We start from the raw sequence: 14,408 nt of genomic DNA, 5'->3' as shown, positions 1-14,408 counted from the left end.
GTCCGTTCCACGCTGCGCCGACGGAGGCGTGCCGGGGCCAGCGCGGCGCGCAGCCAATGCCGCCAACCCGGTGATCGTGACAGACCGACGTCGCCATAAGCGGCAGCCAATGAGTCAGAGATGGCGGATCGTCCACGGCTCGCCAAGACGATCACGGCGACCTGCCCGATCGCGGCCAGCGACGAAAGCGCCAGCGCCACGCCCCCGACGATCGAGAAGGGCGCGCCCTCCGCAATTGCCAACGTTGTTGACGTGGCATTCAGGAGGAGGAAGATGTGCGGCAGTTCACTGCCCGCCATGGCGAGTACTGACGTCGGTGTAGCTCGCGGTCCGTTGGTCGGTCGGGGCCACAACGATAGATACGTGATTGCGGCGGTGACTACGCTGCCTATCAGGTATCCGATGGGGGCGTGAGGCAATATGTTCCTCCGATCAGCAATGCGACCAATAAGAGCGCGCTAAGGCCTGACAGGTTTCAGGTCGCGTCCTCCGCATACCCTGCCTAGGAGTGGGTGCGTCGAACGGAGCCAGGTTTCGTGAAATGCGACGGCGTCGGCTATCGCGATCCAGTCCGGGGCGACTGTAGCGACGTCAGGGTGGTGTGACGCCAGCGGGGAGGGTGACGCGGTGGTCGGTTATCCAGGCCTGCGTGTCTCGTGTGGCGATGCGCTGGAAGACGATGCGCAGGATGGCGTCTTGGACGATGCGTTGCATGGAGCCGGCTGTCTTGGAGCTGCTTGAGCGTGCTCCTTCGGCGACGATGCGTTCGACCCGGCGGCGCCGCTGCTCTTCGAAGGTGGTGAATGCACGCTCGGGCGTGGTCTCCGTGTGGAGACAGGAGGCGAGGACGACGGCATCTTCCAGTGCCATCGAGGCGCCTTGGCCTGAGCTCGGGGCGGGCGCGTGGATCGCGTCACCGACGAGTCCGAGGCGTCCTCGGTGCCAGGTGGGGACGTGGGGCAGGTCGTAGGTATTGTCGCCGGCGAGTTCGAGTCGGCCGGTGGTGATGAGGTCGTGGAACGGGCCGGGATCCGCGGCGGCGAGGTCGGCGAGCAACGCCCGCCATGTGGCGGGGGGAGTGGTGGCCCGCTCCTGCCGTGAGACGGGCTGTCGTGGGACGTTGACGAACCACACGACATCACCGGCCGGGGTCGGCAGTGCGCCGAAGAACGCGCGCCTGCCGAAGACCAGTCGCCACGCGCCTGGTTCCAGGCTTGCCGCGAGCGCGGTGCTCTCCGTGATCCCGCCAAAGTTGGCCAGCCCCATGTAACGCCTCGTCGGCGCTTGTGGGTCGATCGCGGAACGTACCACCGAGTTGATCCCATCGGCCCCGATCACGAGGTCCCCGGCGATCGTCTCACCTGATTCCAATGTCACGCTGGCTCCGCGATCGTCCGTGGATGCGCTAGTCACGCGGGACTGCGAGCGCACCTCAATGCCCCGTTGCCGTGCCAGATCCGTCAAAGCTGAGGCCAGTCGGGTTCGCTTGAACGACAGCGCCACTGTGCCGTCCTCGCGTGCGGCTCCGAGGGGGATGACACCGAGGGTGCGTCCCGATGCGCTCACCATGACGTTCCGATCGGTGGGGACCCCGAGCCCGCGAACCTGCTCCAGCGCCCCGATCGCGTCGAGTGCGGCGACACCGTTGGCCGCGATGGTGAACCACGACCCGACCTCGCCCCTGTCGGCCGGGTTCGCATCCAGCAGAAGGGGTTCGATCCCCACAGCCTGCAACGCCATCGCCGTCGCCGGCCCCGCGATACCTCCGCCCACGACCACCGCACGCATCCCACACCTCACTTATTCGATCAATAGATAATTCGACAATCGAAAGGATTCCACGAGGTTCACCTCTGAGTCAACCCGCACCGGGGGCCGGACATCGCCCTCGTCCGATGACTGATGACCACGCTCGCCCATACCGCTGGCGCGCGCCGTGGCGTATCAGATGATCGCCGGACTCCGCGGCATGCAGCCGACGATGAGCACGCAGTCATCCGGGCAGCGCGACCGGACCTGGCGCTGACGTCCTTCGTCGTGAAAAGCGCGATGATCTCAGCCGACTCCCAAGAGGTTCGTGATGGCATGCTGATCGCCGACGTCTGTCCGAGCCCGCGGGCGGTCTTCCCCTCGCTGTTGGATTGCGTCCAATGCGGCGACCGCGAGGTCGGCTCCGAGACCGGTTGGGGAACGGGGCGGTCGCGCGGCTGATGGCCCGGTACCTCTCCGTCGCCTTAACGGGGTGCGCACGAGAGGCGTTGTCGTCCCTCGACGCCCTCTTCGCCGCAGTCTCGGGCTAGGTCCGCGCTGGGCCAGGCCATTCGACGGGCGATCGAGATCTCGCCACTCATTCCCGAGCTGAAGCAGCTCGGGTCACCACCCGAGCCATCCCCGTTCGCCGATCACCGACGCGCGGATGGAGTCGGCGGTGGCGACGACGAGGAGGCCTTGCTGATCCGCATTGGGGACCGTCATTACGACGTATCCGGCCGCGTCGACCGTGACGGTGTCGATCCCCGCCCCGGAAGGGACATCGAGCCGCGCCTGCGACGTTCGGGTCTCGAGGTCGGCGACCTGGTAGGTGTACCTGCCGCCCTCGTGCGCCTCGGACACCGCGAACCCTTGGTCGGAGCCGGCTGCGTATCCGGTGTTCGGGTCGAGCACGATGTTCGCGGTCCAGGCGTCGTCCGGCGCCCAGGAGGCGCGCAGCATGTTGGTGTCGGGCACGATGCCGGTCAGCGGGTCCGGCTCCGGCTCCGGTCCCGGTAGCTGAGCCTTGTGGTTCGTGGCGTCTTCCATCGTCTGCGAGTACAGGAACGGATCGGGCTCGGTGGCGGTGAGCTCGCCCTCCCAGCGGAGCGAGACGTCCGGCGGTGCAGGCTTCGCGGTGACGGAGCCGACGGGGATGGCGAGGACGGCGTCGTCCCGGTCGCGCAGCACGATCTGCCGGGATGGCTCGTCATAGGCGTACGAGGTGAGTGAGGCGACGTAGTCGTCCTCCAGCCCCGGTACCTGCTCGTCGCGGGCCTCGATGCCGCCGGTCGCGGCGTCGAGGATCACCAGCCCGTCGTCGGTGCGGACGTAGGCGTAGCCGCCGCCCACGGCGAGGGCCTCGGCCCCGATCGACGGGAAGTCGTTGGAGAGCATCGTGTCCCACAGGCGCTCCCCGGTGTCGAGGTCGAACGCGATGGCCTGCACGCTGTAGCCGATCGAGCCGATGCGGAAAAGGTCGACGTGCGGGAAGGTGTCGGTCTCGTACGCGAGAACCGCGACATGCCTGCCTCCGACGATCTCTCCGGTGGCGATCGCGTTCGACGGCCGCGTCTCGGCCGGGCTGGTCGTCGTCTCGACGAGGGTGACGACGCCGGCGATCGCGAGCAGTGGCACCATCACCCAGACGGCGGGCATCAGCCACCGACGGCGCTTCCTGTCGCCGTGCGGATGCTCGCCGTCGGCAGGCGAGCGGGTCTGCTTCGTCCGATCCATCCCCCTCCTTCCCTGTGACTGGGATTCTCCCATTGGCGCGGGAAGCCCCGCCGCCCAGACGTCCGGATGGGTTCCCTTGCCGTGCAGGGGGCGCGGCAAGCGATCCTCGACCTCACGCTATAAGCCCCACGAAGGAGCCTAGCCGCGCCCGAGGACCGCAATATCGGTTGGCGCAGTCCCGTGAGCACGGTGCCGGCCCGTTCCTGTCGCCTGTCCTCTGCCGTGGCGACGCCCCCATGTTCTTGCGACGAGCTGTTCTCGTGGAAGCAAGGAAGGCTGTGCTACTCGGGCTTGAACAAACGCCGCGTGGACATGTCGCAGCCCCCTACGCTCCTCCAGGCGCTTCTCCGGCTTTTGGATGCGCCGCGAGGCCCCCGTTTGCGTATCGATGCTGGGGTCGCGTTTGTCCGTAATCCGCTTCGGGAACGCCACATCGGCTGTTGGTATTCTCGGCCTTCAGCTCTATCGGACTCCTTCGTGAGCTTGAACGGTGGTGTCCGGCGTGGCGGTGGCCGGGGTGGCTGTGGTCGCCTTCGGCATTGCCGGGGTGAGGGCGAGTCCGACCGCGAGGAGCGCGGCTGCTGCGAGGAGGCTGTATGCGGTGGCGGTCTCGGAGCCCTGGCCGACGGCGGTGAAGTAGAGGGTGCCGAAGAGGGCGATGCCGGTAGCGGTGCCGAGCTGGATGGTCGTGTTCAGGATGCCGGAGGCCGATCCTGCTTGTTCGGGGCTGGTGTGGGCCATGTACGAGGCGAACAGGGAGTTCAGGGCTGCGCCCATGCCTGCCCCGAACACGAGCGCGGGGACGAGTATGGTCCATCCGCTCAGGTCCCGTCCGAGCAGGAGCGCGAGAACGGCGATCACGGTGAGGCTGGCAAGGGTGCACGTGACGCCGGCCGCGGGGAGGACTCTCCCGAGCCGGGCAGTGAGCCGGAATGCGAGGACGTTCCCGGCGACGATGCCGACGGTTGCCGGCACGAACGTGAGGGCTGCCTGCAGGGGGGTGTATCCAAGGGTCTCCTGGAGGTGGAGCGTGAGGACGAAGAACACCGCGACCGACGCGTTGACGACGAACAACACCGCCTGGACGGCGAGCAGGCTGGTCGAACGGAGCAGAGTGGGGTCGATCAGAGGCTCTGCTCCGCGTCTTGCGGATGAGCGCTGGGCGGTGAGGAAGAGCGCGAACAGGGGGATGCTCGCGAGCATCAGAGCGATGGCCCACCACGGCCAGCCGAGCTCCCTGCCCTGCACGATCGGAAACAGCGCAGCGAGCAGGGCGAGCGTGAGCAGCAGGAGACCACTGAGGTCCAACCCGCGGCGCCGCGTCACCGCGTGCCGGGGCATGGTGATCAGGGCGCCGATCACCGCGATGACGCCGATGGGCACATTGACGAGGAACACGGCGCGCCATCCCGTCCCGAACAAGTCGGCCTGGGTAAGGATACCGCCGAGCATGGGACCAGCGAGGCCGCCGAGCGGGAACGCGGCGGCGTAGAAGCTCATCGCCTTCGCCTGCTCCGCGCCCTGGAAGCCGGTGTGGATGAACGACAGCACCTGCGGAACCATCAACCCAGAGCCGACGCCCTGCACCACGCGCGCGGCAATCAGGATCTCAGAAGTTGGCGCAACCCCGGCGGCCAGCGAGGCGACAGCGAAGACGCTCATGCCAGCGACGAACAGGCGAGTGTATCCGAACCGATCTCCGAGGCGTGCGCCCGTGATCAAGGTCAGTGCGAACCCCAGCGCGTAGCCCGCCGAGATCCACTGCAGGCCGGCATCCAGAGCGCCGAGCTCGCGCTGGATGGTGGGCAGTGCGACCGTGACGATCTGGTTGTCGATCATGTCCACCAGCACGGCGGCGATCGCGACCATGAGCGCCCACCAGCGCATGGTCGTCCCCTGGGTACGCGGCGAAGCTTGGACGGCCACCATTCCTCCTTCTGGTCAGTATCAAGCAGCGCAATGACTGTATCAACCATACACATGATAGAGGCATCGTCCGTGATGAATGAGTCGCCTGCGGTTATGGTTGAGGCATGAGTTCCGCAGGTCCGCGTCGATCACCGAAGCCAGGGGAGCGGCGGCGTGATCCCGAGCGGACTCGGGCGCGAATCCTCGACGCGGCGACCAGCGAGTTCGCCGCACACGGTTACGCTGGCGCGCGAGTCGGCTCCATCGCGGCGCGTGCGGGGGTGAACCAGCAGCTGATCTCGTACTACTTCGACGGCAAGGAGGGCCTCGCGAAGGCCATCTCCGAACGCTGGCGGGAGCGTGAGGACGAGCTTGTCTCCTCGGACATGCCGCTGCCTGAGAAGATCCGCCACTATGCTCTCGAGGCGCTCCACAATCCCGAGAGCGTCCGCCTGCTTGCCTGGAGTGGGCTTGAATACGATGGGCCACAGGGCGACCCCGACTACGCCTCGCGCTCCGAACGCCTCAGCCGCAATGCCGAACAGATCCGCCAACTTCAGGTCGACGGGCAGCTCGACGACGGCATCGACCCTACGGTCCTCATGGTCATGCTCATGGGTGCGGCGATGGCCCCCACCTTCCTGCCCCATGTCATCCAGGGACTCACTGGGGCCGATCCAACCTCTGAGGAGTTCCTACGCGCATACGCCGGCCAGATCGAACGCCTCGCCGAGATCATTCTCCGCGACTCCGACCGGCGGTGATGATCCGAGCCTCGGAAGTCACTGGCGGCCGTGGGGCGCGGGGGCTGTTCCTGGCCGGGGGAGTGCGGGGCTCGTCCCTCGCTCCCGCGTCAGAGAACGTTATATCGGACAAAGTCAGGGCACTGATGCGCGGTTCCGTGGCGACGCCTTCCTGCCCCCTTGGTACTCCCTGTTCATCGGCGACTCTGGATGGGCGAGGCGCACGGCGGCACGCAACCACTCACGGGAATCGTCATCAAGTGCGGGAAGCACCGCGGACCAGTCCGCCTCGTCCTTCGGTGACGGGCGGCAACTCTTCCACAGCAGCTGAACCTCGGGCGCCATGACGGGCACACCTTCGATCGCGACGACCGTCGCCTCCCATGCGCGAGTGACGCGCTCGTCTCGGCGGTAGCGCCATCCCGCTGCGTCGCCGGCCTCAAGGTTGATCTGCAGGCACCAACGGCCAGCGGAATCTGCGCACCACGTGTTGACGGGTGGAACCTGGACGTCGTCACGCAGCTCAGTGAGCCATCCAGATTCCGCCCGGAAGAACCTCAACTCCGTTCGAAGCGCCGCTGCGAGGGCGTACCAGTCGTCGCGCGTGACGCTCACATCGATGTCGCGATGTGCTCGCGTGACGCGTCCCAGCCACATGTCCAACCCCCAGCCACCTGAAAGCCAGGCCCCGGTGCCGTCGATGGCGGCCGCCACTCGTTCAGCCGACCATGGGACCCACGCGTCAATCGACGGATCGTAGGGACGTCGCATCCTCACAGCCTAGCCTTATGGCAGTCCTGGTCTGTTTCTCAAGTGTCTAGGGGAAGGTGATTAGGATCGTGCCGTGAACGTGTCCGGCGGTCGTCGGTGTAGAGCACGAACGCAGCGGCCAGCAGCGTGAACAGCCACGCCGGCATACGCATTACCCGTGACGCGCGTTCGCGAGCAGCATCTGCAGATGCGCCCGCAGGACGGCTCGCATGCGTTCGACGCTCAGGGCGCCGTGCGGTGTCACGGTGTCCAGGGTCAGCCCGCCGATGACGGCGGCGAGCTGCGCAGCGGCGAGGTCGACGTCTGGCACGTCGAGGGAGTCGAGCGCCTCGCGTAAGACAGCAGCAAGGTCAGCGGCCATGCGTTCGGACATCGCGCGGAACACCGGCATCGTCCGGGAGGCCATGATCAGTTCGACGACCACGATTGCCTCGTCACGACGCCGCGCATCGACCGGCATGACGGCCTCGACCAGGGCTTGCAGGGCGTCAAGCGCCGCCTCACCGGTGAGCCCGCGCAGTCCTTCGGCGCGATGGGCGGTGAGCCGGTGACCCATCCGGGCGCCCGCCTCCTCCGCCGCTGCGGTGAGCAGATCGTGATGTCCATCGAAGTAGTGCCGCACCGAGCCGATGTTCAGACCGGACTCATCGGCCACCTTCCGCAGCGACACACCCTCGATGCCCTCGGCCACCACGAGGCGGAATGTCGCCTCGATCACCTGCTGACGACGCTCCTGCGGATCGATCCGTGCGGGCATGACTCCTACTTTCTTTCCCTGGTGGCGCGGGCCTCGTCCCACACGGGCTCGCTGCTCTCGTAGACGTCTCCGTCGGCTCCGAAGATGAGGAAACGATCGAAGTCGCGGGCGAACCAACGATCATGAGTTACGGCGAGCACCGTGCCCTCAAATGCCCTGAGCGCGTGCTGGAGGGCTTCGGCGGAGACGAGGTCGAGGTTGTCGGTCGGCTCGTCCAGCAGCAGCATCGTCGCTCCGCCGAGTTCCAGCAGCAGCACCTGGAACCGTGCCTGTTGCCCGCCCGAGAGCGAGTCGAAGAGTTGCTCTGCGGACTTCGCCAGTTCGTAGCGCGCGAGTACCCGCGAGGCGTCCTCTCGCGGAAGGCCAGTGCGGTGCTCGTCGCCGCGGTGCAGGATGTCCAGCAGCGTGCGGCCAGCGAGGTCTGGACGACTGCGATTCTGAGCAAACCATCCCGGCCGTACCCGCGCACCGAGCCGCGCTGTGCCGCCGTGCGGCACGGGTTCGATCCTCGTATCGGTCACGGGCTCCTGGCCCGGTGCGGGGTCGGTGCCCCCGGCCGCGAGCAGGCGCAGGAAGTGCGACTTGCCCGACCCATTCGAGCCGAGCACCGCGACCCGATCACCGAAGTGCGCCTCGAAGTCAAACGCACGCATCAGACCCGTCAGCTCCAGCGCCTCGCAGGTCAACACCCGCTTGCCGGTCCGACCACCGCGCAGCCGCATCTGAAGACGCTGCTCGCGAGGCTGTTCCTGCGGAGGCCCGGCCTCCTCGAAGCGTGTCAGCCGGGTCTGCGCTGCCCGATGCCGGGAAGCCATATCGGAGTTGTACGCAGCCTTCTGCTTGTACATGAGCATGAGCGAGCGCAGCTTCGCATGCTCTTCGTCCCAGCGGCGGCGAAGCTCGTCCAACCGCTCGAACCGCTGTCCCCGCGCGCGGTGGTAGGTGTCGAATCCGCCCGGATGCGTCCACGCGGTGTTGCCCGCCGCGCCGAGTTCCAGCGTCACGATCGAGGTCGCGGTCCGGGCCAGCAGCTCACGGTCGTGGCTCACGTAGAGCACGCCCTTGCCCGTCGCGCGCAACTGCTCTTCCAGCCAGCGTTTGCCCGGCACGTCCAGGGAGTTGTCCGGCTCATCCAGCAGCAGCAGATCATCCGAGCCGCGCAACAGCGCCTCTAGCGCCAGCCGCTTCTGCTCCCCACCTGACAGCGTGGACAACGACCGGTGGCGACACCGATCGAACGGCATTCCGAGAGCGGCGACCGTGCAGACATCCCACAACACCTCGGCGTCATAGCCGCCCACCTCGCCCCATGCAGCAACGGCCGACGCGTACGCCATCTGCGACTCGGTTGTGCCCCGCTCGTTCATCATGGCCTCAGAGCGCGCAAGCCGCGCGGCGGCATCGCGGATCACCGGCTGCGCGACCGACAGCAACAGTTCGCTGACCGTCGCGCCCGTGACGAACTGACGCATCACACCCAAGCTGCCGTCACGAGTCACCGCGCCGGAGTCCGGTGAGAGTTCGCCCGTGACGATCCGAAGCAGGGTGCTCTTCCCCGCGCCGTTCGCGCCGATCACGGCGACCCGCTCACCCGCCCCCAGGCTGAGCGAGACGTCACGCAGCAGCGACCGCCCATCCGCCAGCGTGTACGCCACCGAGGCGACATCGAGATGAGCCATGACTCAAATCTATCACACCCGTGATAAATAGGTCGTCATGCCCCGCAAACCAGATGCGTGCTCGTTCGCTCGTCGGTGCGTGATGCGCGGTGCCAGTAGCGGCCTGCTTCGGCCCTTCACGCCTCTTGCAGATCGAGGTTGAGCCCGCCTGTCGGCGGGCCGCTGCTCACCTCGTGAGCAAGCAGATAGGGCGGCGTGGATGACGGTTTCGATGCGTGTGATGAGCGCTGGCGATGGGTATAAGTACCTGTTGCGCACTGTCGCGGCCGGCGATGGTGACCGCTCGCTCTCGACTCCGTTGACGCGCTACTACAACGCCGAGGGCACACCGCCGGGTCGTTGGCTCGGCGCCGGAGTCGCCACGCTCGGCGGCGGACGGATCAACGTGGGCGATCAGGTCTCCGAAGCACAGCTCCAGCTCCTCGTCGGCATGGGCCGCGACCCCATCACCGGGGAACCGCTTGGCCGCGCGTACCCCGAGTACCGAACCGTGGCCGAGCGGGTTGAGGCGCGGGCCGGGGCACTCGATCCATCGCTCGGGCCAGCGTCACGCGCGGAGGCGGTCGCGGCCATGGAAACGGAGGAGGCCGAGCGCGGTACGCGACGGGCGGTTGCGGGGTTCGACTTCACGTTCAGCATCCCGAAGTCCGCAAGCTCACTCTGGGCGGTTGCGGATGCCGGGACGCAGGCGTTGATCGCGGATGCACATCATGCGGCGGTTGCGGAGGTGGTTGCGTTCATGGAGCGGGAGGTTGCAGCCACCCGCACGGGTGCAACCGGCGGCGACGGCGCGGTTGCACAGGTCGACGTCCGCGGCCTGATCGTCACGGCGTTCGATCACTACGACAGCCGGGCGGGCGACCCGCACCTGCACACGCATGTCGTCATCAGCAACAAGGTGCAGACCGTCCTCGACGGCAAATGGCGGTCGCTGGACGGGCGACCGATGCACGCCGCCGTCGTCGCCCTCTCCGAACTGCACGAGGCCGTCTTCGCTGACCACCTCACCCGGATGCTCGGCGTCTCGTGGGAGACGCGCGACATGGGCCGCGACCGCAACCCTGCGTGGGCGATCACTGCGGTGCCGGAGGCGCTGGTGAAGGAGTTCTCCACTCGCGCCCGGCACATCGACGCCGAGACGGATCGCCTCATCGGCCAGTACGTCGAGGCGCATGGGCGGCGGCCGTCGCCGGCGACGATCATGAAGCTCCGCGCCCAGGCCACCCTCTCGACCCGGCCGGAGAAGGAGGTGCGGTCGCTGGCCGATCTCACGGTCTCGTGGCGGGAGCGGGCCGGGAGGGTGCTCGGGTCGGATGCGACCTCGTGGGCGCGCAGTGTGACGGTGAACGAGGAGCCTCTGCTGCTGCGCGCGGACGACGTACCGCTGGATGCGATCGCGTCGCTCGGGCAGCACGTGGTGGCCGCGGTCGGTGAGAAGCGCTCCACCTGGCATCGCTGGAACCTCACGGCCGAGGCCGCGCGGCAGACGATGGGCTACCGGTTCGCGTCGACCGAGGATCGAGAAGCCATCGTCGGACTGATTGTGGATGCCGCGGAAGCCGCGTCGCTGTGCCTGACTCCGCCGGAGCTCGCCTCCAGTCCTGCCGCGTTCCGCCGGCCGGATGGCACGAGTGTGTTCCGGCCGAAGCACTCCGCGCTGTTCTCCTCCGAGGTGCTGCTGGCCGCCGAAGACCGCCTCCTCGAGCGCGCCCGCACCACCACGGCACCGACCGTGCCACTGACCACCGTCGAACGGGTTACGAAGCGGCCCGACAGCAAGGGGCGGATGCTGGGTGACGACCAGGCGGCCGCATTGACGAAGATCGCGCTCTCAGGGCGGGTGGTCGATGTGCTGGTCGGCCCGGCGGGGGCTGGGAAGACGACGGCGATGTCGGTTTTGCGGCGGGCGTGGGAGTACGAGCACGGGCGCGGCAGCGTGGTTGGGCTCGCGCCGTCCGCGGTCGCGGCGCAGGTCCTGGCCGATGACCTCGGCATCCCCACCGAGAACACGGCGAAGTGGCTCGACACCCACGACCGCACCGACGAGACGTTCCGCAAGGGTCAGCTCGTGATCGTTGACGAGGCGTCGCTGGCGGGCACGCTCTCCCTCGACCGCATCACCACATTGGCGGAGAAGGCCGGGGCGAAGGTGCTGCTGGTCGGGGATCACGCCCAGCTCCAGTCCGTCACCGCAGGTGGCGCGTTCTCCCTCCTCGTTCACGACCGCGACGACGCCCCGGAGTTGGTCGATGTGCACCGGTTCGTCAACCCGTGGGAGAAGACGGCATCCCTCGCGCTGCGGCACGGCCGCACCGACGTCATCGACACCTACGCCGAGAACGGCCGCGTGATCGGCGGGGAGACCGAGGAGATGATCGACGCCGCCTACACCGCCTGGCGCACCGACACCCTCGCCGGGCGGGCCAGTGTGCTCGTGACCGACTCGAATGAGTCCGTCCAGGCGCTCAACAACCGGGCACGCGCTGATCTGATCCTCAATGGCACCGTGAACGCCCGCCGTGAGGTCGAACTGCACGACGGAATGAGGGCTGCGGTCGGGGATACGGTCATCACTCGCCGCAACGACCGCCGCCTCCGCGCGGGACGGTCCTGGGTCCGCAACGGCGACAGGTGGACGGTCACCGAGGTCCGTGACGACGGCGCTCTCACCCTCCGCCGCGCAGGGCGCACGTGGGGCGCCTCGGTCGTGGTCCCGGCTGAGTACGCGGCCGAACATCTCGACCTCGGTTACGCCGTGACGTCATACCGGGCGCAGGGCATCACCGTGGACTCCTCGTACGTCCTGGCGGATGCGTCGATGACCAGGGAGACGTTCTATGTCGCCATGACCCGTGGCCGCGAGGAGAACATCGCCTACGTCGCCGTCGACAAGCCCGACCCCGCCCACGACGGCCCGCACCCCGGCGACAACACCGAGGTGACAGCCCGGTCGGTGCTGTTTGGGGTGCTGCAGCACATCGGTGCCGAGCTGTCCGCGCATGAGACGATCACCGCCGAACAGGACACCTGGGCCTCGATCGCGCAGCTCGCCGCCGAGTACGAGACCCTGGCCGCCGCCGCACAACACGACCGCTGGGCCGCGCTCATCCGAGCATCGGGTCTCAGCGACGACGACGCAGACGACGCGATCGCCTCACCCGCATTCGGAGCGCTGACCGCCGAGCTCCGTCGGGCCGAAGCGAACCAGCACGACGTCGAGACCCTGCTGCCACGCCTTGTGCGAGCGCGCGGGTTCGGGGACGCCGACGACATTGCCGCGGTCCTGCACTACCGTGTCGCCAAGGTGACCGCGCGGCCATCAGGGTCGGGCCGCGCGCGGAAGGGACCACGCTTGATCGCCGGCCTCATCCCCGAAGCCGCCGGCACCGTGCCGTCCGAGATGCGGCAGGCGCTGACCGAGCGACGCGACCTCATCGAGACCCGGGCCGATGCCCTCCTCGACACCGCGCTCACGGAGAAGCACGAGTGGATCGCGAAGCTCGGCGTCCAGCCGAAGCAGGCGCGAGCGGCCCAGGCATGGCGGTACGCTGCTCGCACCATCGCCGCCTACCGCGACCGCTACGGCATCACTGGGCCTGCACCCCTCGGAGCGCCTGCCGAGGCCGAGTCGCAGAAGCTCGACGCCGCCCGCGCCCGAGCCGCGCTCGACCGGGCGCAGAACCTCGCCCGGGCCGAGCAGCCAGAGCAGGAACACGCCCGGCGCACCGGGCCGCAGCGCGTCAGGCCGTCGCTGTAGCGGTTCGGCTACTCGGTCCGATCCGGTGGTTGGATCATCCGTACGTTCGAAACGCCGCCCTGGTTCACGCAGTCCTGAGCGAGGTCGTGAACACGCCAGTGGAAGTCAAGGTCGGCAGCCGTAGCGTTCACGGTGCTCTCGACAGGTATGTAGCGGTGCAACGGTGTGGAGACACCACCGTAAGAGTGACCGAAGTTATCCACCGTGAGGATCGTCAGGGGCTCTGATCCGGACCACTCGATCCCGACGCGCACGTCGTACTCGTCGTTGCCCGTCGCGTCGGCGGTCACCCGGATGAGAGCCATCAGGTCTGCGACGCCGCACTCCACCGCGTCCGACTGGACCTGCGATCCCTCGAAGTACCCGTCGCTACTCATGCGGTGGCCGCCGATTGCGGCTGCGAGCGTGACCGATCCGTCGTGGTGGAGACTCGCCCATGCTTCCTTCCACAGTGATCGGTCGCCTGTTGCGGTGTTGACGGCGACCCAGCGGCGCAACCCCGGTCGTGGGTTATGCCGGTCGACGTTCTCCAGCGGGTGCACACCGCCACGTCCGGCGTAGAACAGGGCGAGGCCTTCGGCTTTGGTCAGCACGTCGCGCGCGCCGTCGCGCGTCAAGCGGTTGTGGAGCCGTGGGACGCGCGGGTGGGCGACAGCGATCAGCCAGGCGCGTTCGCTCATGGCGCGGCTGCCCGCGGTCTCGGCATACAGGTTGTCGAGTGCTTCGCTGGCGTGGCGGCGTTCATCGAAGCGTGCTCGGTACATCGCCTCGATCTGGCGTTCCTTCATCCATACGGTGTCGGAGTCGTTGCGCACCGGAGCGCCGAAGTAGTCGTTGCGGTAGATCAGGTGTGGCCCGTCAACGCTTGCCGGCACTTCCACGACGACAGCGCGGGCACCCTCGGTTCCGAGACGGTGCACGTTGAGGCCGAAGACGGGCGGGGAGATAGCGGTGATCGCTGCGGAGCGTAGGGATCGCTCGTACGCTTCATCGAACTCTCCGACGTCGACTCGCTCTGTTGCGGCCTTCTGCGACTCGCGTACTCCGAACACGATGACGCCGCCGCCGCTGTTCGCCATCGCTGCGACGTCCTTGGGGAAGTCCGTTTGCGGTAGGCCCTTCGCCGGTGGCAGCTCTGACTTCCAGTCCAGGTCGGTCGTCTCCATGACTCCGCTGCTCACCGCTGCGTCCAGCAGCTCGTCCGTCAGAGGTCCAGGAGCGACCCCGAGGGCGCGATGCAGAGCGGTGAAAGTCATGACCCCCAGCGTAGGGATCACCTGCGACAACTGGCGGTGACGCCGACCGGA

The 14,408-nt window shown here is 67.7% G+C and carries 11 protein-coding genes; 3 read left to right on the top strand and 8 right to left on the bottom strand.

Features of this window, described 5'->3' with window-relative positions:
- A partial coding sequence (locus tag MR1_RS19740) for a hypothetical protein (RefSeq protein ID WP_157518028.1) occupies positions 1 to 299 on the bottom strand: 299 nt, incomplete at its 3' end.
- Positions 300 to 591: 292 nt separating this feature from the next.
- Complete coding sequence (locus MR1_RS10500; RefSeq protein ID WP_067246045.1) at positions 592 to 1,788, bottom strand: FAD-dependent oxidoreductase; 1,197 nt, start codon at positions 1,786 to 1,788, stop codon at positions 592 to 594.
- A 114-nt stretch (positions 1,789 to 1,902) separates the two neighbouring features.
- Between MR1_RS10500 and MR1_RS19735 the strand changes: the two genes are divergently transcribed.
- The gene (locus MR1_RS19735; RefSeq protein WP_157518026.1) at positions 1,903 to 2,211 is read left to right on the top strand and encodes a hypothetical protein; all 309 of its coding nucleotides are present in this window, start codon (positions 1,903 to 1,905) and stop codon (positions 2,209 to 2,211) included.
- Positions 2,212 to 2,373: 162 nt separating this feature from the next.
- Here MR1_RS19735 and MR1_RS10495 read toward each other — a convergent pair whose 3' ends face one another.
- A complete protein-coding gene (locus MR1_RS10495; protein WP_067246042.1) occupies positions 2,374 to 3,486 on the bottom strand; it encodes a PA2928 family protein in 1,113 nt (370 codons plus the stop codon).
- Positions 3,487 to 3,948: 462 nt separating this feature from the next.
- Entirely contained in the window at positions 3,949 to 5,412 is a 1,464-nt protein-coding gene (locus MR1_RS10490) for an MFS transporter (protein ID WP_169797678.1), read from the bottom strand.
- Between the two features lie 107 nt (positions 5,413 to 5,519).
- Here MR1_RS10490 and MR1_RS10485 point away from each other — a divergent pair, with 107 nt between their 5' ends.
- Positions 5,520 to 6,158 carry a TetR/AcrR family transcriptional regulator gene (locus tag MR1_RS10485; RefSeq protein WP_067246036.1) on the top strand — a complete coding sequence of 213 codons (639 nt, stop codon included), beginning with the start codon at positions 5,520 to 5,522 and terminating at the stop codon, positions 6,156 to 6,158.
- A 114-nt stretch (positions 6,159 to 6,272) separates the two neighbouring features.
- On the opposite strand, the gene MR1_RS10480 is transcribed toward MR1_RS10485, so the two are convergent.
- The 3 genes from MR1_RS10480 to MR1_RS10470 all read right to left on the bottom strand — a co-directional run bounded on the left by MR1_RS10480 (position 6,273) and on the right by MR1_RS10470 (position 9,344).
- Positions 6,273 to 6,908 carry a nucleotidyltransferase domain-containing protein gene (locus MR1_RS10480; protein WP_157518024.1) on the bottom strand — a complete coding sequence of 212 codons (636 nt, stop codon included), beginning with the start codon at positions 6,906 to 6,908 and terminating at the stop codon, positions 6,273 to 6,275.
- 151 nt (positions 6,909 to 7,059) lie between these two features.
- Positions 7,060 to 7,665, bottom strand: a complete 606-nt coding sequence (locus MR1_RS10475) for a TetR/AcrR family transcriptional regulator (RefSeq protein ID WP_067246030.1) — start codon at positions 7,663 to 7,665, stop codon at positions 7,060 to 7,062.
- A 5-nt stretch (positions 7,666 to 7,670) separates the two neighbouring features.
- Positions 7,671 to 9,344: an ATP-binding cassette domain-containing protein gene (locus MR1_RS10470; RefSeq protein ID WP_067246026.1), complete on the bottom strand. Its 1,674-nt coding sequence runs from the start codon at positions 9,342 to 9,344 to the stop codon at positions 7,671 to 7,673.
- Between the two features lie 199 nt (positions 9,345 to 9,543).
- Between MR1_RS10470 and mobF the strand changes: the two genes are divergently transcribed.
- Positions 9,544 to 13,101 (top strand): MobF family relaxase, encoded by a 3,558-nt coding sequence (mobF, locus tag MR1_RS10465; RefSeq protein WP_067246022.1) that lies wholly within the window; start codon positions 9,544 to 9,546, stop codon positions 13,099 to 13,101.
- Between the two features lie 8 nt (positions 13,102 to 13,109).
- Here mobF and MR1_RS10460 read toward each other — a convergent pair whose 3' ends face one another.
- Complete coding sequence (locus MR1_RS10460; protein WP_067246059.1) at positions 13,110 to 14,357, bottom strand: AlbA family DNA-binding domain-containing protein; 1,248 nt, start codon at positions 14,355 to 14,357, stop codon at positions 13,110 to 13,112.
- Positions 14,358 to 14,408: the final 51 nt, after the last annotated feature.

This window comes from Microbacterium resistens NBRC 103078 (assembly GCF_001552355.1).
Classification (GTDB): domain Bacteria; phylum Actinomycetota; class Actinomycetes; order Actinomycetales; family Microbacteriaceae; genus Microbacterium; species Microbacterium resistens.
Note: the sequence above shows the minus strand (reverse complement) of the source record. Positions and strands in the feature narration are given on the sequence as shown.